At 35.9% G+C, this 21,315-nt stretch carries 17 protein-coding genes; 5 read left to right on the forward strand and 12 right to left on the reverse strand.

What is annotated here, in order from left to right; genetic code table 11:
• The first annotated feature begins 220 nt into the window (after positions 1-220).
• Positions 221-1,597, forward strand: coding sequence for an SLC13 family permease (locus tag ACYSN2_RS04720; RefSeq protein WP_461749153.1), 1,377 nt, complete (start codon positions 221-223; stop codon positions 1,595-1,597).
• Between the two features lie 269 nt (positions 1,598-1,866).
• Here the strand turns inward: ACYSN2_RS04720 and ACYSN2_RS04725 are convergent, their stop codons facing one another.
• On the reverse strand, positions 1,867-2,322 hold the full coding sequence (locus ACYSN2_RS04725) for an META domain-containing protein (RefSeq protein ID WP_461749108.1): 456 nt from the start codon (positions 2,320-2,322) through the stop codon (positions 1,867-1,869).
• 201 nt (positions 2,323-2,523) lie between these two features.
• Complete coding sequence (locus ACYSN2_RS04730; RefSeq protein WP_461749109.1) at positions 2,524-2,961, reverse strand: TOBE domain-containing protein; 438 nt, start codon at positions 2,959-2,961, stop codon at positions 2,524-2,526.
• Between the two features lie 477 nt (positions 2,962-3,438).
• On the opposite strand from ACYSN2_RS04730, the gene ACYSN2_RS04735 reads away from it, so the two are divergent.
• Positions 3,439-4,053, forward strand: coding sequence for a LuxR C-terminal-related transcriptional regulator (locus ACYSN2_RS04735; protein WP_461749110.1), 615 nt, complete (start codon positions 3,439-3,441; stop codon positions 4,051-4,053).
• 81 nt (positions 4,054-4,134) lie between these two features.
• Here the strand turns inward: ACYSN2_RS04735 and ACYSN2_RS04740 are convergent, their stop codons facing one another.
• Positions 4,135-5,403: an aminotransferase class I/II-fold pyridoxal phosphate-dependent enzyme gene (locus ACYSN2_RS04740; RefSeq protein WP_461749111.1), complete on the reverse strand. Its 1,269-nt coding sequence runs from the start codon at positions 5,401-5,403 to the stop codon at positions 4,135-4,137.
• Positions 5,404-5,696: 293 nt separating this feature from the next.
• On the opposite strand from ACYSN2_RS04740, the gene ACYSN2_RS04745 reads away from it, so the two are divergent.
• On the forward strand, positions 5,697-7,580 hold the full coding sequence (locus ACYSN2_RS04745) for a hypothetical protein (RefSeq protein ID WP_461749112.1): 1,884 nt from the start codon (positions 5,697-5,699) through the stop codon (positions 7,578-7,580).
• A gap of 133 nt (positions 7,581-7,713) precedes the next feature.
• Here the strand turns inward: ACYSN2_RS04745 and ACYSN2_RS04750 are convergent, their stop codons facing one another.
• Entirely contained in the window at positions 7,714-7,971 is a 258-nt protein-coding gene (locus ACYSN2_RS04750; RefSeq protein WP_461749113.1) for a hypothetical protein, read from the reverse strand.
• 672 nt (positions 7,972-8,643) lie between these two features.
• Here ACYSN2_RS04750 and ACYSN2_RS04755 point away from each other — a divergent pair.
• The gene (locus tag ACYSN2_RS04755; protein ID WP_461749114.1) at positions 8,644-10,548 is read left to right on the forward strand and encodes an NAD(P)-binding protein; all 1,905 of its coding nucleotides are present in this window, start codon (positions 8,644-8,646) and stop codon (positions 10,546-10,548) included.
• A complete protein-coding gene (locus tag ACYSN2_RS04760) occupies positions 10,548-11,873 on the forward strand; it encodes a cytochrome c (protein WP_461749115.1) in 1,326 nt (441 codons plus the stop codon). Before ACYSN2_RS04755 ends, ACYSN2_RS04760 begins: the two co-directional genes overlap by 1 nt.
• A 302-nt stretch (positions 11,874-12,175) precedes the next feature.
• Here the strand turns inward: ACYSN2_RS04760 and ACYSN2_RS04765 are convergent, their stop codons facing one another.
• From ACYSN2_RS04765 to ACYSN2_RS04800, 8 genes are all read right to left on the reverse strand, one after another.
• The gene (locus tag ACYSN2_RS04765) at positions 12,176-12,811 is read right to left on the reverse strand and encodes a hypothetical protein (protein ID WP_461749116.1); all 636 of its coding nucleotides are present in this window, start codon (positions 12,809-12,811) and stop codon (positions 12,176-12,178) included.
• Positions 12,812-12,824: 13 nt separating this feature from the next.
• Complete coding sequence (locus ACYSN2_RS04770; RefSeq protein ID WP_461749117.1) at positions 12,825-13,454, reverse strand: hypothetical protein; 630 nt, start codon at positions 13,452-13,454, stop codon at positions 12,825-12,827.
• A 135-nt stretch (positions 13,455-13,589) separates the two neighbouring features.
• The gene (locus ACYSN2_RS04775) at positions 13,590-14,225 is read right to left on the reverse strand and encodes a hypothetical protein (RefSeq protein ID WP_461749118.1); all 636 of its coding nucleotides are present in this window, start codon (positions 14,223-14,225) and stop codon (positions 13,590-13,592) included.
• Positions 14,226-14,416: 191 nt separating this feature from the next.
• Positions 14,417-14,977: a hypothetical protein gene (locus ACYSN2_RS04780; protein ID WP_461749119.1), complete on the reverse strand. Its 561-nt coding sequence runs from the start codon at positions 14,975-14,977 to the stop codon at positions 14,417-14,419.
• A gap of 193 nt (positions 14,978-15,170) precedes the next feature.
• Positions 15,171-16,808 (reverse strand): Na/Pi cotransporter family protein, encoded by a 1,638-nt coding sequence (locus tag ACYSN2_RS04785; RefSeq protein WP_461749120.1) that lies wholly within the window; start codon positions 16,806-16,808, stop codon positions 15,171-15,173.
• A 195-nt stretch (positions 16,809-17,003) separates the two neighbouring features.
• Complete coding sequence (locus ACYSN2_RS04790) at positions 17,004-19,349, reverse strand: AAA family ATPase (RefSeq protein WP_461749121.1); 2,346 nt, start codon at positions 19,347-19,349, stop codon at positions 17,004-17,006.
• The gene (locus ACYSN2_RS04795; protein WP_461749122.1) at positions 19,342-20,013 is read right to left on the reverse strand and encodes an ABC-three component system middle component 1; all 672 of its coding nucleotides are present in this window, start codon (positions 20,011-20,013) and stop codon (positions 19,342-19,344) included. The genes ACYSN2_RS04790 and ACYSN2_RS04795 overlap by 8 nt, the downstream gene beginning before the upstream one ends.
• The gene (locus ACYSN2_RS04800; RefSeq protein ID WP_461749123.1) at positions 20,010-21,302 is read right to left on the reverse strand and encodes an ABC-three component system protein; all 1,293 of its coding nucleotides are present in this window, start codon (positions 21,300-21,302) and stop codon (positions 20,010-20,012) included. The genes ACYSN2_RS04795 and ACYSN2_RS04800 overlap by 4 nt, the downstream gene beginning before the upstream one ends.
• Positions 21,303-21,315 lie beyond the last annotated feature (13 nt).

A 21,315-nucleotide genomic window follows, 5' to 3' on the forward strand; every position in this document is an offset into this window, starting at 1 on the left:
TGCACATATACTCTTAATGGGATTAATTTACATAAATATATTTAAATTTAAAGATAAAAGTCATAAAAATTGCAAGAAATAGCCTGATTATTATTTAGGATATTGCATTTCAGGAATCTATCCACTATAAAGACCGATGTTATCAATTTATAAGAATATAACTTATATTCAACAAAGGAGTTTATTGATGGATCATTCATCCCCAAATCCCGATATTTTAATGGGGGAAAATCCTCGATTTGTATTATCGAAAGTCTTAAGATCTTTAATTGGCATCGCAATTATTGCCACTATTTGTGCCGTTATTTATCGCTATCTTCCCTTTACAGAGCAAGCGAATAAGGGATTAATTATCCTCTTTTTCATTGGTGCGCTGTGGTTAACGGAAGTTGTGCATACGACGATTACGGCATTAATGGTGCCATTATCTGCTGTCCTTTTAGGCGTGCCTGAAACTGTAACCTTGAAAAGTTCTCTCACAAACTTTGCAGATCCTATTATCTTCCTCTTCTTTGGAGGATTTGCGTTAGCAACTGCGCTTCACATGCAGAAAATTGACCGTAAAATTGCGCTCTTTATGATTCGCCTTTCTAAGGGGCATTTAGGAATTACCGTTTTCTCCCTCTTTTTCGTCACTGCCGGTTTATCCATGTGGATTAGTAACACGGCAACTGCAGCGATGATGTTACCGCTTGCGCTTGGCATTATGAGCAGCCTTGATTTTAGTAAAGAGCGTGGCACATTCGTGTTCATTTTGCTTGGAATCGCTTATTCCGCAAGTATCGGTGGTCTTGGAACGTTAGTGGGTTCCCCGCCAAATGCCATTGCGGCAACAGCGCTTGGTTATAGCTTTGATGATTGGTTCTCTGTTGGGATTCCAATGATGCTTGTCTTAATGCCGGTGATGTTTTTAGTGCTCTACATTATCTTTAGACCAAAACTTAATATGCGCATTAATATCACAGATGAAGTGATTCCTTGGACTCTACCACGTGTTTTAGCAACGATTCTTTTCATTGTAACGGCACTTGCTTGGATCTTTGGCGGTCAATTAAAAACACACTTCGGCATCACTTCACCAGATACATTTGTGGCAATTGCTTGCGCCGTATCTGTTGTGATTCTTGGACTTGCTTCATGGCAAGATGTTTCTGAAAACACGGATTGGGGCGTATTATTCCTCTTCGGTGGTGGTTTAACACTAAGCGCAATCATCGGCGGTTCAGGTGCTTCCGCAATTTTAGGAAATACCGTTGCGGAGATTTTCGGTCAATCGCATCCGCTTGTCGTGATTCTTGTGGTGGTGATCTTTATTATTATTCTTACGGAATTCACGAGTAATACCGCTTCTGCTGCGCTTTTAGTGCCGGTATTTGCTGCGGTTGCTGCTGAAATGGGAATGCCCCAAGAAGTGCTCGTGCTCATGATTGGACTCGGTGCTTCGTGTGCTTTCATGCTGCCGATTGCAACGCCTCCCAATGCCATTGTGTTTGGTACAGGACATCTTCGTCAAAAAGATATGATGCTTGCAGGTGGTGTTTTGAATCTCTGCTGCGTCGGAATTTTAACAATTTACGCTTATTTCTTCTTACTGTAGTGTTTAATGTAGATCTTCAAAAAGTGCATGAACGGTATGAAATATAGTGGAATCGGTTTAAGAAACTTTCATTTCATAAGTTATAGGCTGATGAAGAGTTGGTAATAATTTAATAATTCAGTAGAATACAGAGATACAAAAAAGGGAAATCTCCAGTGATTTCCCTTTTTTAATACCTAGTTTTAAATGCTTTGCGCCAAATGCCTTTTGGAATACCTTATGCAATATATTCTACTTTGAGTATCTCAATAATGCCGGTGTCCAAGTTATTACATCTTATCGGCAAGCTTAAACTCTAAAGAGATTCTGGTATTAGAAATACGGATATATTGACCATTGTTAGACATGATAATCTCAGCACCGTTATCTAAGAGTTCTACGATATCGCCATCTAAGTTATTTAGCGTTGAATCAGAACAGAATTTACGTGTCATTCCCATGCCAGTCGCTCTAATTACACCACGCGCTGTCAGTTGCGCTTTTCCAAAGAAATTATTACACATCTCACCATTAATATTCATATCTTCTCCAAATGCGATATGTGGAGATAAGCTGCCATCTGCTGTTTCAAACTCTTTGCCGTTAATCGCTGTTAGCTCATAGTTATGATGCTGTAAATCTACCACAGTTGGAATTTTAGTATCTTGTTGCGTCATAATATTTCCTTTCCCTGAACATGCAGCAATTACTAAAAGTGCTACGGAACTTAATAATAATTTTTTCATAACAAACTCACTCCATTCTTTAACAACATTACTTAACAATGATTTGAACCATTCTATTTTTTAAATAAACCATAAACAGATTCATGACAAACATATTTTATAAGGATATTGAATGTATATTCTGTTTTATTTATGAGGATAATTCTATCTATTATCCCTGAAAACGATATATCGTATCCTTTTTTAACAATAATCACTATTTTAATTTTCTTTTGTCGCGAGAATAATATTAGAAGCCTTCATTAATCCTAATACTTCTGAGCCAACTGTGAACTGCATTTCATCAAGGCTATCATTGGTGATAATAGCCGTTAAACGTAAACCTTTCGCCGTATCAAAACCCACAGAGCTATTCACGGCCCCTTTCGTGATATTCACAATCGTGCCGAAAAATTGATTCCGTGCAGAAAATAGAAATCCTGAATTAGGCTTCGCTAAAATCATGGAAGGCGCTTTAATAATCGCTAAAACTTCCCGATCTAAAGCAATCTTCATCGCTTGGCTACTCTGCTTTGTGATGACGGTTACAATCTCATCGCCGGTTTCTAATGTAATAATAATTTCATTATTCACACTTCCTTCAAAAATCGCACTCACCTTTCCTAAAAATTGGTTTCTTGCTGAAATAGAACGAGTCATTATATTAAAATCCCTTTGTAATACCTGATATCGGAATATATCGAAACATAGATCATAGCTCAGTATATCAATGACATTATCGATATTTATATTGTGAGAAAAATGATTGTAGCAATAATGACTATAGAAGTAATATTACCTCACAAATATTACTTCATAAGGGAGGTAGATGAGGCTTCTCTTGTTTATTTGTCAATGTTTTGTAAATTACAATCAGGATTATATTTTCAAATATCGGTATGATACGTAATATGATTAATTTTACGTGACTGAGTTTTATTTAAACTGACACTCATTTCTTGGCGGAAGATAACTTTATATTAGATATCTTTACAAGAATATTTTCCCAATCACTCTCTACACTGATATCGGTTATCAGGATGCCCCGTTAGCAATGACCTTGGTGATGAGTGAACTTTGGGTATTAGCGATTTCGGATAGCACCATAAAACTCAGCACGTTTAAAGCGACAACTTTATGCAAAATATTTCTAAAGTACAGCAAACTTCCTATTCTGTTCTCGTTGTAGATCAGAATCGTCTGTTTCGTGAAAAAATCCAATATCTGCTCTCTCAATATGCTAAAAACGCATTAACAATCACTGCGGTATCAGAGTTAGATTATCAATCCCAGCAAGATCTTCAGGATCAGAGGATTGATCTGCTTTTTCTTGAAAAATCAGTCTTACATAATGACCATCTCTTTACTATTTTAAAAAGAATTTCTCGTAGCTATCCTGCTTTAAAGATTATTTTTTTCAGTCATCAGGAAGATTTAGAATTAGAGAAAAAATCGGCATACTTTAAAGTCCCCACCATTCAAAAAGTGATCTCCTCAGAATCTCTCTTTCAAATTATGGATGATACGCTTCATCCCATTTCACAAGATGTCGATACTACTCACATTACCCCGAGAGAGCGAGAAATTTTAACATGGCTGATTAAAGGAGATAGTAATAAACAGATTGCTAGAGAATTAAATATTTCCGAAAGCACTGTCAAAATACATATACAAAATATTCTTCGTAAGATGGATGTTTCCAGTCGCGTAGAAGCTGCTGTATTTGCCGTGACAAATAAACTGATTCAATAAAAAAGGATTGAGTGTTTCTCAATCCTTTCTCGTCAATTTTCTACGCTTTTATTCTCTATTCTCTATTCTCTATTTTCTATTTTAAGCTTGAACGGCTTGTAAAGCCTGTTCGATATCTGCTTTCAAATCTTCTACTTCTTCTAATCCTACAGATAAACGAATAAGTGTTGGATCAATCCCCATCACTTCTTTCATCTCTTGCGTGAACGATCCGTAAATAGTAGATTCAGGGTGAATAATCAAAGTGCGATTATCAAAGAGATTCGTTGCACGGCGAATAAGTTTTAATTGGTCCAAAAATGCAAAACATTCTTCTCTTGATGCAAGATTAAATGTCAACATTGCGCCAGGATTGCCGGTAAAGAACTGATCGCTTAATGCTTTGTAAGGGAAGCTTTCAAGTTTTGGATAACCCACTTTTGCGACTTTAGATTGTGATTCTAAAAATGTTGCAAGCGCAAAAGCAGAACTACTGACCGCTTCATAACGAACTTTTAATGTTTCCATTCCCATGCTTTGTGAATATGCACTATCAGGATCCATACAGGCCCCAAAGTTTCGCGCAATTTCACGCTTAATTTTGAACATGAATGCCGAATATGGTGCCGGAGAAGCAACTTTTTGTAAACGCTTATTATGCGACCAATCAAAGCTTCCATAATCTAAAATCGCACCGCCCAAGCTCGTTGCGCCGCCGGAAACATATTTTGTAGTAGAAACTACCTCAATATCCACGCCCCATTTACCGGCATCAAATCCACCCCAAGGAATCACGGTAGAATCCACAACTAATGGCACATGATGTTTTGTGAGAATTTTCTTAATTGCTACTAAATCTGCAATCTCAAGATGGGGATTGGTCATCACTTCGCAGAAAAATGCGCAAGTATTTTCATCAATCGCCGCGTCAATTTCTGCCACATTATCGGTATTGACAAAACGTACTTCTACGCCAAATTCTGCCAATGTATATTGGAAAAAGGCAAAAGTATTTCCGAAAAGATGCGGAGAAGTCACAATGTTACTGCCAGCATAGCTGAGTGCCATAAAAGTATTCGAGATTGCTGCCATGCCACTACTGAGCATCATGACATCTTTTGCACCAGAAACAGCCTTAATCTTATTCTCTAAAGCTTCAACAGTTGGGTTCGTAATACGGGAATAGGTATGAGATGCGATCGCTTCTTTATTTTGAAACGCATCGGCAATAGATTTTGAATCAGGAAACTCAAATGCCGCACTACGATAAATTGGGGTATTCATCGCACCATGCACATCTGGATGATTCTTATCAGTTGATAAAATTTTACTGCTAAACCCTAACTCTGTGTTGATATCTCTTTTTGCCATGATCCCTTTTAACCCACCGTTTTAAGCTACATTTATAAATATTATTTTCAAAAACTTCAAAGACGTTCAAATTAGATAATTTAAACATTAAACAATTTAAATTAAGATAGTTTCAGTAAATATACAACTACCGATTTTGAGTTGTGAACTTATTATCCCAATTATTTATTTTTTCGTTATAAAACACCTTACGCTTAAAAATAATTTTTCATAGTATTGTCTGATTAAAAACAGACTCGCGATTTGAAAAGATCATCGTTATACTATCCACTTATGATTATTAGGAAGCTATTATGCAGATGAAGTCTTGGAATATATATCGAAGTATGAGCGTTATTGTATGTGCAATCCTCCTCACAGCATGCGGTAATGAAAAAAACATTGAACTTCAATCTGGAAATTATATTCCTAGTAATATTGAGATCACTTTCAATGATCCCGCAACAGATATCTCTTCTCTCAAAACGCAGCAACTCAGAGATCGCATCTATCAAACGTTTCAAGAGAGTGTTTTCACCTTTAAAATGCCGGCAATGGATTATGTCATTGAGGGCGAAAAATATCACGGCATTATTACGCCAGAAAATCTTGTACTGAGTAATCTCGCGACATTTCATATCACGCCTTTAAAAGAAGGCTCGATTGAAGTTATTAGCCAAGATTATACCGAGTGCCAACAAGTTTCTTGTGAGTTACGATTCCTCCTTTCGAAAACAACCTTATCCGAAAATGCATCTGCAGAGAATACAAGGAATGTCGCTAATGACGAGGAATCTTTATCGATAGAACATAAGGAGAATGAGAACACCGCATCTAATAAAATTCCCCTTGAACTACCCAATATCAGTACCCTTTTAGATACAAAGTTTTGGGGCGTAGAGCATGAGATTAGCGATCAACTCTCTTTAAAGCTCTCTCCCGCACAGAGTAACGGGCTCATTTACGGCATTCCTGAATATACGGATTTAACGGCGTTTACTATTGCCGGCATTACCATCGATCCTACAGATAGCGATATCGAAATCCTCTCTTTCTATCAAAATGCCGAGCCTAGCAGTGAGATTCAAAAAATAGATAGCTTCACCTATTTATTTATTCTTCCTCAAAATGAAACTCACAGTTTTGATATCTCTCAATTAACAGAAGCTTCTGAAACCGTTCTATTTGAAAATGCACAACACTTATTAATCGCTGAAAATAACGGTTTTTATGCAGTTTACTATCGTTATTTCCCGGAGATTCAAAAAAGTGTTATTGCGCTTACAGAAAGCCCGGAATTAGAGGATATTTTACAGCAGATGCAGGCTGTGGAAACATTAAAGCTCATCGAGAATATTGCTGAAAAAACTGAAAAATCAGATTCTAACAACAATAATAAAGCTTCAATGGTAAAGAAAGAGGAAAATGAAGAAGAAAAAGATACTCGTATTGCAAAGATGCATGAGTTCAACAATACCATTGTCTTAACGGATATTACGTTACCTCTCAAAACCATTGAAAATCGCTATCAAATATCTTTACACCAAATGTTTCGCATCAATGAAATTGAACAATTTTATCAAAATGAAGTTCAGCGTATTCTTTCAAGCGAAGCGCTCTTTCTTAAAACTGGCAATCGCATTCAAAATGGATATCATCAGCTCACGCAATATCTGGGAGATTATCGCTTTAATGACACCTATCTTAAAATTCATCCGCAATCTTTAGAGAATGTTATTACTTCCATTCAAGCGCTCAATAACCACGAAGATAAAGAGCTGCCTAAAACATCTAAAGCCGAAGATTTAAAAGGTTTATGGAATGCGCCGATTTACCTCTATTCCAAAGATCCTACGACGGCTTCCGGTATTAGTTATTTAAAAGAGATTCAACCCGGCATTACTGTAGAGATCTTCTCGCCGGCATTTCAAGGTCATACTGCTGAAAAAGTACTGTTTGCTAAACTCCTTGAGCAATTATCATGGAAAAACACCCCTAAAATCCCTAAAAACAGAATTCCTAATATTGCTCAATATTCTGCTGTAGAGGCGATTTCTCTTGAAAATAGTGTAGATTCATTGCCGAAACCTGATCCTTTAGATTCTTCCCTTTCACCTCAAGAATCGAAGAATACGTACCGCTTTAAAGAAGGAGAAACTGATTTACAAGGAAATCTCCTTGAAAAGTCTTCAAAATAAACAAGAATTGCACAAAAAACAGATGCAACGAGTAACATTTCTCACAAAAAAAGCTCCCTATTGAAGTTAAGGGAGCTTCTTGCATTCATCTTAGTAAAAATATCTCTCTCAAGATATTCCTAACGACTTAGAATTATTTATCTGTAGTAGGTGCTGCTTCTTTAGAAAAAGCTTCTTTCGCATCATGTGCTACTTCTGCTGCTTCAATTTTTTGATCACGAATGTCTTTATTAATTTCATGTTTAATATCATGAGCCACTTCATTCACATCATGTCTTGCTTTTGCATCAGAAATTTTATGCGCTAAATCGTCTTTTGCACTTGATAACTTATCGCCAATTTTATGCAAACCTTCTTTAATGTCATTGATGATATCTTCGCTTTTTGACATAACAAACCTCCATGTAGATTAAATAAGATATTTCCTAGCATATATTTATGCTCTTACCTTTTAGTGTATATTAATAAATATATATGTAAATAATTTTATATTGATATACATCATAATAACCAATGTATTAAAAGTACATTAATATCTGTGAAAAAATTATAAAAATATCTCTGTTACTCCAAAAAACCTGATATAGAACCTTATATCAGAAGTCGTCAAGATAATGCCAAGACTAAAACTAAGATATATAACCAACATTACTTAATAATCATCTTTCATCCAAAATTAGATAAAACTAGGAGATACCTACGAGATCCATAGATTTTATAAAAATCGCTCCTAAACCCTTTCAGTAAAATAAATATTTGTAAATAAATGAGAAAAACGTCAAGTTTTTTTTACTAGAAAGCGGTTATATGCGAGAATACTCGATGGATACTTCTTCTAAGATTGACAAAATAGTCAAATTTTTCATAAAACTTATTGATCTAACTCCATTAAACGCGAGTCAGGCGAGTTATCTATGAATAAAAGTAGCAATGATTCCCAATGTGATTATTTGTGATAACCCATAATCATTTTGAAAGAACCAAGAATTGCACCTTAAATTGCTAGAAATATCCGTATGTAAGTACAGAATGTGTTTGAAACAATTAGATAGGAATAGATTATATGAGTGTCACACGACGTGACTTTTTAAATGGTGTTGCCCTGACAATTGCCGCAGGTTTAACGCCCATACAGCAGCTCGCTTTCGCTTCAGAATATACACAACAATCGGTACTTGGGGAAGATTACTATCCACCAAAACTCACCGGTATTCGTGGTAGCCATGATGGCTCTTTTGAAGCATCTCACTTTTTAGGTCGAGCGAATGGTCAATTCACGCTCCCAACAGAAGTTGAAGAAGAGTATGATCTCATCGTAATTGGCGGTGGTATCAGCGGATTAACAGCAGCCCTTTTATATGTTGAGCGTTTTGGTAAAGATCAGAAAGTATTGATCTTAGAAAACCACGATGACTTTGGTGGACATGCAAAACGCAATGAATTCCAAACAGATCAAGGCATGTTAATCTCTTACGGCGGTAGTGAATCTCTACAATCTCCTCGTTCTGATTATAGTGACAATGCAACCAGTTTAATTAACAGCTTAGGCGTTGATCTTGATAACTTAGAATCGCATTTTGATGTAGGCTTCTACACAAAACAAGGTTTGAGCAAAGGTGTTTTCTTCGATAAAGAGCACTTTGGCGTGAATAAAATCGTAACCGGCGATCCGGGACGGGATCCTGCGTATGATGTTCCTGTTGGCGAAGAAAATGGTCGATCTATCGAGGATTTCGTGAACGATTTCCCAATGATTGCCGAAGATCGTGCAGATTTGATTGCGCTCATGAACGATAACGTGGATTATCTTGCCGGCATGTCGTTAGATGAGAAAGAGGAATATCTTGATGATCACAGCTATTCCACTTTTTTACGCGATAAAGTAAAACTTTCCGACAAAGCCGTGCTCTATTTCCAACAAACAACTCATGACTTCATGGCAACCGGCATTGACTCCATGAGTGCATCTGATGCTAGAAGTAGCAACCTTCCTGGATTTGCGGCAATGGGTTTACCTGATTTAGATCCCCATGATCAAGCGGCGATTGATGATCTCTATATTCATCACTTCCCTGATGGAAACGCAACACTTGCACGTTTAATGGTTCGTAAAATGATTCCAAGCGTAGCGCCTGGAAACACAATGGAAGATGTGGTGCTTGCGAAGTTTGATTACAGCCAATTAGATCGCCCTGAGCACAATGTGCGTATTCGCCTCAATTCAACGGCAGTTCGTGCAGAAAACTTACCAGGGAATGAAGGGACTTCTGTGGTCTATCTTCAAGATGGTAAAACGCATCGCATTCAATCAAAAGCAACCATTATGGCTTGCTACAACATGATGATTCCGTACATTGCACCTTCTCTTCCAGAAGATCAAAAAATGGCACTTCGTCATAATGTGAAAATGCCACTCGTTTATACAAAAGTGGCGCTCAAAAATTGGAAAGCATTCAAAGAGAGCGGCGTTCATCTTGTCTATGCACCAAGCGCACCTTATAGCACAGTGAAGCTCAACTACCCTGTTTCTATGGGCGGATATGAGCATGCGGCAACGGAAAATGATCCGATTGTGGTGCATATGATCTATGTACCTACCATGTCAGATTCCGGCGTTCATCCTGCGCAACAAGCGAAAATGGGGCGTGCACAACTTCTCGGTATGAGCTTCGAAGAGCATGAGAAAATGGTACGTGATCAATTAGAAGCGATGTTCAGCGAATATGGTTTTGAGCAAGACGATATCCTCGGCATTACGGTAAACCGTTGGTCGCATGGTTATGCATATTATCCGTCAACACTTATGGATGATGCAGATTACTTCGAAACGGCAATGGAAATTTCGAACAAACCTTTTGGAAATCTCTATATTGCAAACTCAGATGCTGAATGGTCTGCTTATGCGCATTCTGCAATGGATGCGGCATTTAGAACGATTGATGAACTTAGCAATAAGAGAGGCGCGTAATGATTCCTTCAACATTAAAAACGAGTGCATTCGCCCTTCTTACGGCAATTTCTACATTGAGTTTTTCAGCGGCTTCTTTTGCACAAACCAATAATCCTGAAATGAGCCGCGGAGAGTATCTCTCTTATGCCGGCGACTGCATGGCGTGTCATACTAACAACCCTGATAAGCCATATGCCGGCGGACATGGTCTTGCATCGCCACTTGGCACGATTTATGCAACGAACATTACGCCAGATACGACTTACGGAATCGGTAACTATACGTTAGAAGATTTCGACAAAGCCGTTCGCGAGGGAATCTCTAAAAATCATGGTCCGCTCTATCCGGCAATGCCTTTCGTCTCTTATGCAAAAATGAGTGATGAAGATATTGCGGCGCTTTATGAGTATTTCATGAATGACGTGACGCCGATTGCCGAGCCAAATCTTCCAACAGAGATCGAATGGCCACTCAATATGCGTTTCCCACTTCATATTTGGAATAGTGTGATTGCCGATAAATCTGCATTTATGCCAAATTCTGAAAAAAGCGAAGAGTGGAATCGTGGTGCCTATTTAGTACAAGGTGCTGCGCACTGTGGTACTTGTCATACTCCACGTGATATGACATTAAGCGAGCAAGGCACAACGGAAGTGAACGATCTCTTCTTAAGTGGCGCTCAATTAGGCGGTTGGTTTGCACCAAGCCTTCGTCATCTTAATATCTCTAATGAAGAACTTTTCACGCTTCTGCAAAAAGGTCAAAACGAAACTCACGCATTTGCAGGCCCTATGGCAGATGTGACAAGTTTCAGCTTACGCCATTTAACAGATGCAGATGTGAATAGCATGGTTGTATACTTACAAGATATTCAATTGCCGGCAAAAGATTTCCCAAAAATTGGCGAATCTTATAATCCGCAAACGGATGGTTTTGTGATGTATCAAGACCTCTGCTCCACGTGTCATGGCGTGAGCGGTGAAGGCGTGACTTCTGTTGCACCAAAACTTAGAGATCGTGGCGATGGCGAAATCGGCCGTTCACTTAATGTGGCAAATGCCCTTCTTTCCGGTGCACAAACTGCGCATCGTGAAGATCAAGTTGCTTATATGATGCCAAGTTATCAAGAAGAACTGACAGATCAGCAAATTGCCGATATCACAAACTTCATCATGAATAACAGGGAATGGAAAAACCACAATCCATTCATCACAGCGCAAGATGTGACGGATCTCAAAGAGAACAAACCAATGATTCGCGGTTGGTGGGTATTAGCAGGTGGCCTTGCCGTTCTTGCAATTATCTTCCAAATCTTTGCAAGTCGCCGTAAAAAAACGAAGTAATTGAGTAAATACTGAAAACGATCTTAAACAATAGATCGCGTTTGTGAGGTATTTCCAATCAATAAAAATGCCGGTAATCTTCATGGATTGCCGGCATTTTTTATTGTAAGGTTTTATTGAATAATAAAAGCTGATTCAGCTCTGATTCAATTCTGATTTATCGCTGATTCGAAAGCTTGCATACTTTTATAAATCTCGTGTCAGCAATATCAATCCTTTTTAAAATTTTAAACTCAAACAACAATAAATTTTATAGATTGAAATAATCGAGATGACCAAAGTTGCTCTGTTTTTATAGACAACTACCTTTGATTTCTCTGTATTTTCTGCACTTCTGCTTCTAACGCTTTTTGCATCTTTTCCCACTCTTTCTTTTTCAGAATTGGGACTGTTTTCTCTAAGTTTGGCGTAATAAACTGATTGATGATTCTTAAGATTTCCGCATCATCAAAATAGTACTTTTTAGGATCATCAGGATTAATCATCACGGTAATCATTGCGGACTTTAACTCTGCCGAAAGATATTCAGGATACGTATACAAATAGTGTAAATCGGAAATAAAAATATCTTGGCTCAAAAAATGGTAAAGCTTATTATTTCCCACATCTATCCATTGTGTACGAATTCTAAAAGCAGGCTGACTACCCGCAATTTTTGGCAATTCCCTTTTTAGCTCTAAAAACTGTGTTTCAATTGCTTGTCCATATCCGGTTGAGATGACACTTTTGACTCGTCGTATAAATTTCCAATAAACACTAACGATCATGATCGCTAAAATCACTAATCCAGCAAATATAGCCACGATATTTGCTGTGTGAAAACCTATCCAGATCACTGTACAAGGCATTGTTCCGAAAATCATGATTAATGCCCATTGATCTCGCCGATTAGACTTTGAGGTGTGCAAATGAGAATGATTCTGTGATTGTTTTGACATATTATTTCGCTCACTACTCTTGTTTTTGATTCTTCTGCATTTCTGCCTCTAATGCTTTTTGCATTGTTTTCCATTCCGCTCTTTTAAGGATTGGCGTTGCAATCTCTAAGTTTGGGGTAATAAACTGCTCGATGATTCTTAAGATTTCTGTATCCTCAAAATAGTACTCTTTTAGATTTTCGGGATTCGCCATAACGGTAATCTCTGCCGATTTGAGCTCAGGAGAAATATACTCAGGATTTTCATGGAGATACTTTAAATCTTCAATATAAATATCTTGGCTAAAGAAGTGATATACCTTATTGTTTTTGGTATCTAACCACTGAGTACGAAGCCTAAGTGCCGGATAATCCCCAACATTCGATGTTGCCATTCTTAACTCTAAAAAATCTGTTTCAATAGCCGTCACATCATTGGCTAACGCTACCTTCATTATTCTTGGTCTAAACTTAGGATAGATCCCGATAAAAGCTGTCACGAAAAATATCATTCCAAATATCGTAATGATAAGAACACCCATCAGAAGCCCTATAAAGATCGCACCGCAAGATAATATGCCAAAGACAACCATGAATATCATCATATCGGATTGTGCTTGCTTGGGAGCTTTTAGGGGCGAATCATCATATTTCTGTTCTGACATATTATTCTTTCACTTTTCTTGACTCAATACAGGAACTCTCTTACAAAAGTCATCTTCTTTGTCATGAAATAACTTTGTAACTATTGCGGATTACCCTTTCCGACTATATTTCTATCTCTATTTTTATTTCTATTCCTATCTCTTTCGCTGACGTTCTAATTTTCGAGATTCTGCTTCTAATGCTTGCTGTAATTCTTGCCATTCTCTCTGTTTAATCTCTTCAGTAATCGCTTCAACATTCGGCAATATTAAGGTATGAACAAACTTTAATATCTCCTCTTTTTCCATATAATACTCTTTCGGATTATCAGGATTAATCACAACTTTAATGGAAGCTGTTGCTAAATCAGCGGAAATTTTCTCAGGATAGCTTTTCAGGTAATCGAGATTTGCAACATTCAAGTTTGGGCTTACGAAGTGATATACGGCATTCATCTCGCTATCAAGCCACTGCGCACGAAATCGACAAGGGCTATAATCCCCACTGCTATAAGAGCCTTTCGTAATATCTAAGAAATCTGCCTCAATGATCACGCCGGTACGTGACAGTTTTTTCCGCATAACTGTCGGTTTCCATGAAGGATAAAATAAACCTGCTATAAATGCGACAAAGGCAATTGCAATAATAGAGAGCCAATATAGTTCTGTTCTAATTCCCATTAAAAAGAATGACAATACAAAGAACCCTATTACTGAAAATAAAAAAATCATACCGCCATTAACACCTTTCGGCGAAGTTAACGGAGAATCATCATATTCTTGTTCTAACATTATTCTTCAATACCTATTTTCATCATATTCCACGACTAAACCCACTACAGTTACATTTTTATGTAATACAACGCAGTCAATATACCTGAATAAATGTCAATAGACGTTGAACATCGGGATTCCTTTTAAAGGATCAGAGGGATGAGGATATTCATCCTCTGTTCATATCAATCAATACCAATTGCTACTGATTAATCAAGATCCACATGAATAACATCGCCCGATTTCACAACAATCCTCGCTGCAAAAACGCCACCTTTTACCGCTCGATACCCATTTACCGGCGAGAAGATATCGGTATTTAAGTAATACTCGCCATCTGCGACATTTTCAAAGAGAAATTCCCCTTTATAATTACAGCGAGTAGAACGCATATATTCTCGATATTCAGGAGGATCTGGCGTGAACTCAATCGTTTGAATCAGCTCTTGGCTGATAAAGCCATCATTCGAGCCACCCACAAGATAGGTATAGCGCTCTTTCGAATATTCCGTAACTGGCACTAAATGTACAGTGCTACCATCGCAACTAATCACTTGCCCTGTATTTGGTCTGAAAACGCCCTTACCTTTTACCGTTGCCGTACCTTTATTGAAGATAAATGCCGCATCTTGAGGATTAAAAGGAATTGGCAATTCCACTTCATTTTTTAAAGAATGTTTGTAGTTCGCAATCCGCTGTTTCAAGCTATTTTCTTCAGATGCACAACCAACAACAATCAATAAACAGCCCACAAGCGGTAATAGTTTCATAACAATTCCTAATCCCCAAAATAGTAAAACGAAAACTCGATAACCCATTAATAAGTTAAGGTAAATTAAAAGTAAATAATAGTCAAAATGTAAATGATAATCAAAATATTACTCGCACAAAAAAGCCCTGATTATTGAATCAGGGCTTTCGTATAGAAACATGATCTTTACAAACTTCGTATCAGATTTTCGATTAGTGTTTACGCTGTGTTTTATTATCTAAGAGCATTTCTGCAATATTGTGTGCGTGATCGCCTATTCTCTCTAAGTTTGAAAGAAGATCCGTATACGTTAATCCCGCTTTGGCACTACATTCTTGATGATTTAAGCGATTAATATGTTGCTTACGAAGGTAACGCTCCATTTCATCAATCTCTTCTTCAAGCTCATATACCTTGCGAGCTTTCTTCAAATCGCCGGTTTCTAATGCTTCAAGCGATAATTTCACAGAACGAATCGTGAGTTCAAACATCTCATATACTTCATTCTTCGCTTCTTCACTCAGAACAATATTGCGCTCATCCATGTAATTGATCTGCTCGATGATATTCTCTGAATGATCGCCAATGCGCTCAATATCACATACAAGGTTTAGCATCTCTTGTAATTCATTAGAATCGCTCGCCGAGATGGAATTTGGGAAAATCTTCACTAAATATTTTGTGATCTCTTCATCGAGAATATTAATATTTTTCTCTAAAATCTCTGCAAATGCCGCATCATCTTGGTTATTAGTTTTTAAGTAAGAGAGTGAATATCTCAACCCATCTAAACTCATATTCCCCATATGCAACACTTCTTTCTTCGCTTGACCAATAGCAATTGCCGGCGATTTCTTAATTAAGGATTCATCTAAGTAAAGCGCAATCTTCTCTTCTGGCTTCACTCTTTCCGGCAATAGCTTCGTGACTAAAATCGCCCATAAACCGATAAATGGTAACTGAATAATCGTATTTACCACGTTAAAGGTTCCGTGTGCGAAAGCGATCTCCATTTTCGGTTCTAAATGCAATTGTTGCGTGACCCAAACCATGAAGCTTGTGAATACACCTAAGAAGATCATAAAGACAACTGTTCCCACCACGTTAAAGAGAACATGCACCGCTGCCGTTCTTTTCGCCGCAATACTTGCACCAATTGCCGCTAATACTGCCGTGATGGTTGTTCCGATATTATCTCCGAACAATACCGGTAATGCCGCTTCGAGTGTAATGAGATTCTCGGCGTATAATCCTTGCAAGATTCCAATGGTGGCGCTTGAGGATTGCACGATCAACGTAAATACCGTTCCGACAAATACACTTAGAATTGGGCTTCCGCTCATTTCGATAATGAGATCGGTAAAAATCGGCAAATGACGAAGTGGCGATAAACCGCTACTCATCAAATCAAGACCAATAAATAATCCCCCAAAACCAAAAAAAATCTGTCCCATATTCTGGATTTTGACAGATTTAAAGAAGAACAACATGATTGCGCCGAAAAGCAGAATTGGATACGCATATTCGCCGATATCAATTCCGATAATAAATGCCGTAACGGTCGTTCCGATATTCGCACCCATAATCACGCCGATGGCTTGGCGAAGTGTCATCAATCCAGCACTTACAAGTCCAACAGTGATAACTGTAGTTCCGGAGCTAGATTGGATCAGTACCGTTACAAAAATACCGGCAAGGATTCCCATAAATGGATTTGTGGTGAAGCGGTCTAAAATAGTACGAAGTCGATTACCCGCCGACTTCTGCAAACCATCTCCCATAAATTTTATTGAGAATAGGAATAACCCCAATCCACCTAAAAACTGAAAAAGAACCTGTTGCCAATCCATGCATACCTCGAAAGAGTACTGATCAATTTAAGAGTCGCTATTCTAATCTATTTACACAAAAATTTACAGCAATCTTGCATTTACTCACAAACCATTTGATTTGTGAGTGGTTTTGCATGATTTTCTTTCAGAAAAAAAATTTTAATTTCTAAATTAAAAAATAAAGATCCGAGCTTGTTAGGCTTTTTATTAATTCTAAATACTACGCTGTCTAATATCCATAAAGTTAATCCTATCAGCCGGCATTTGATACTTTAAATACTTATAACGAAAATATGCTGATATATGATCCTCATGAGTCGAAATAAATAGCTGATATTGTTTAAATTCCGTCCTCAATAAATCAATAAATCCTGCAATATTAATTTCATCAAGAGTTTGCACAGGGTCATCTATAAATAATAAGTTATGATTAGCATAACGTTTATTCAATGCTAGAGTGAAAGACAAAATTAGAGCTGACAACTGTCCTGAACTAAGACTAAATACTGCATCATATTCTTGCCCCGGAACTTCATGAAAAGCAATCAAACTTCCTTTATTTTCAATAAATAGACCTAATCCATTTTTTGAGTTTTGCATCAATCTTCCTGAATAAATATGAAATAATATTTCTATCTCCCGTAAGATTGACTCAAGATACATTTCCTTTTCTTTCTCATAAATGTTTTTTAATCTATTTAGTCTTTTCCTGTACTCTTGAGATTTATCATAAACATCAATTGCCTTCTTATATTTTTGTTCGCAAATTGCTACATACTTTGACTGAGCTAAGGCTTTTTGTTGCTCAATATACTTAATTTTTTCATCTATTTCTTGTAAAGTTATTTTTTTAATAACCTCCATATTTTTTTGAAATATAGAGGTATATATAAAGTCAAAATTAGATTCTAACTTCCTTATATCAACTTCCTTAAATTTAGCCTCAATACGTGCAGATAACACATTAGAGGGAATATCTACATTTAAATTATATTCTTCTAGATATAGATCATTATATTCAATCCCTGCTTTATCTAATTCCTGAGAATACTCTAATAAAATACTAATTTCTTGTTCCGTTAGACTTACAAGTCTTTCCTTATAAGAAATCAAGTCTTTTTCTTTCAATAAGAAATCATTCAATAAAGTTTCTATAGGTTCCTTATATTTTTCTGCAAAGATCTGCAATTCTTGCGCCAAACTTTGGTTTTGTTGTGTTGCCAACTGTTCTAACGACATTTTTTGTTCATCTAGTTGGTCAGTTAAAATCTGTATATTTCCCCATTTATAACCGCAAGCAGGACAATCTCCAGTCGGTTTGATATGTTGATTACACTGATCAAATGCTTTAAGCATTTCTTCCCTAAAAGCTAATAGATTCATAATACTCATATCTAATGCATTGGCTGTATTGATGCAGTTATGTAAATATTCAACCTTTTCTTTGAATTGGATAATGCTAATATCTTGAGGTAAAAAGACCAATAAAATTTCTGGGAATACAAGTGTATTATCTTTTAAGGCTTTATTCACATTTGAAAACTTATCTTTAAGCGCATTAGCGGCTTTAAATCGCTGTACATCCTTTCGCCACTCATTTTTAAATGTCAGTCTATGACTGAATTGCAACATTTTTTTTATAACTTCTTCTGGCTTTTTGATTTTTTCCTCAAGATTTTTATTATAAAGGTCTTTTTCATATTCCGATAAGTTCTGAATAAATGATTTCAATGTAACCAAAACCCCATTTGACAAAAACCATTGATCAAACTCCTGAACATTAAGATCAATTACCTCTCTATCCCAAATTTGATCTGTCACTTCTATTAATTTTTTATACTTAATTGTTTCTTTTTTCTCAAAAATGTTTTTTTTAGCATCATCTAAATTTTTCTTTAAGGCTTCAACGTTTGTTTTTTCCTGAGCATTACATAATCTAGCTAAACGTTTATGTATTTCTGTAATATTATTTATTTTATCTTGAACATCTTTAATATCAAAGAGATGTGCTATACGATCTTGTCTATCTTTTTCCTTAGCTTTCAAAAATCGAATATTTTCTTCCTGTTCCACATAATGATACAACTCGAGATCCCGCTTATACTCCATTCCTAATAAATGGGTAAAGTAATCGTCCTCTTTAATTTTATCTCGCTCTAATGAATCAAAACTTTCTAGCTTATATAAAGGTAGTATGACTTCCCTTAATGATCTGATTTTATCTAGATTTTCTTTACTTTCTATTCTTTCAAAGAAATGAATGGCACCATTAATTGATAATTCTATTTTAATAGAAAGAGAGTCATCTACTTTTGCTTGTTTATACAGCCATGGACAACCCGTTTTAGGGCTACGACCATCAATTATCCAATCTTCCAACTCAAGATATCTACGTATATTTCCTGTAAAAAGCAATTCTAAAGCATCAAAGAAGGATGTTTTTCCAAATCCATTAGGTCCATCAAGAACAATTAAATTATTACTATCTATTTTCAAATCTATATGATCGAAAGATTTAAAATTATTTATTGAAAGTCTTTTAATTATAAAATTAATCACTCCCAGCCTCCTCTAACCGTGAAATCAAATAATCTAATAATTCTTCTGGCTCTTCTGTCAAACCATCAATACAAGATATTACAGAATCCATATCCAATAATTCTTGTGAGCTTTTAAGTTTTTTTTGGATTTTTTCAGCTAAGCTATCTAAATTTACAGTCTCTGTATTTTTCACTTCTATTATCGGTAGCTTTATAATTATCCTATATAGCAACTCATGCCAGTTAGATCCTTTTTTATATTCTAAAAAAATGTCTGTATCAGTTATCAACTGATTAAATACGGTTAAGAAATCATATTTTTCAATAATGCTTAGTAAACCTAGCAATTCACTAGCTGTATAAAATAAAACTCGTTTTCTAAAAAAATAACTATCCTCTTCTATAAGGTTAATTTTATCCATTAGTTCATGTGATACATCTTCACATTTAAAAACTATAAGTAAGTTAATATTTTTATCCAAAGCTGGATCATTAGTAATATTTTTACATTCCGTAAGCCAATGGGATTGTATCTCATCATTTATAATTAAATTTGTATCTATGTACTTAACCAACCAATAATCTGTGTTGCCACAATCTGCCCCATATAACTTTGATTCTTCCTTTATATCTATTACTTTGTATTTCTGCCATTCAAATAACCTATTCATTAATATATTCATTCTTTTAACTCGCTTGGCACATTAAATAAGGAAATCATTTTCAAGTTTTTAAAATCAGTGATTTTTCTATTGTTATCTTTATTTGACGTAGCTTCCTTAAAATCACATTTTCTAATACTACTTATAGGATCTTTATCAATTGCCAACGTAATTAAACTGGCTCCTTCAAATAAGAACTCAACATCTTTTTCTAATGAGTGTTTCATAATTTTTGCACAAATTGCATCTGCATTTTCATTAGCTGTATGTATTCCTGTAGGATAATAAAAATTTCCCCCATCATCTTTCCAAGTAATTAATACCGTTCCACATTCCGATGGCTGAGCCTGAATTAAAGATGATAGTATTTTGAGCAAACCTAAGCGCATTGAATCACTATTTATTGAGTCATCTTTAAATTCTTCTAAAGTAGAAAATGTCCCTTTTTTATGAGGCATTACAACTGATAAAAAACCCAACATTTCTTCTTCATTAAAATCAACTATTTGAGAAATGTACTCATCTAGTTTTTGCATATTCTTAGAATTAAGGTATTCATTTTCATTACAAAAATCTTGATAATAATTTCCAATATCTAGTTTTAAACGAGATAAAAAGAAATCATTATTTTCCAATTCCTCAAAGTCATCACTTTCTATAATTTTATAAAGAGTCTCAAATAACACAAACTCATTCGCAGCTATATATTTTTGATTACTAGTCTTAGATATATGAATTTTTTGATGTACTCTTATTACATGATCATTAATATGAGCCTCTAATATTTTTCGAATTCTCTCAAGAAGATTGTTCTTCCATTTACCTAGATTGTCAGTCTGTGATATTAACTTTCTTAAACTTTCCTCTATGTATTCATTTACCTTATCTAAAGAACAATAAGCAAGAATATTATTATCCAAGCCTTCATAAAGGTATATTTCTACTGGTGCATAGCTTTTTCTAAAACTATCAATATCCGGTATATTCTTAATACTTTTTGCTGTATGAAAATAAGCTTTGGCTATGCCTTTTGCGTTTGCAGAATCTTTCTGTTTTATGATGTCAGCAGAATAACTAGAGAAATAATCACACTTATATGCTTTAACTTGATGTATCGATATACATCTACTTGAATCAAAAATAGCAAAGTCATCATGGCTTTCTAATTGTAATTTAAGATTTATATTATCCTCATAAGACTCAATCATTTTTTGTATACAATGATAAAGCGCTATTTTACCCTGATATACATAACCACTCCATGTAGACATTGCCGTATGAGGTAATTCATCTATAACCTTATCGTTCAACCCTCTCCCCCAA

It is taken from the genome of Ignatzschineria sp. LJL83 (assembly GCF_054871845.1).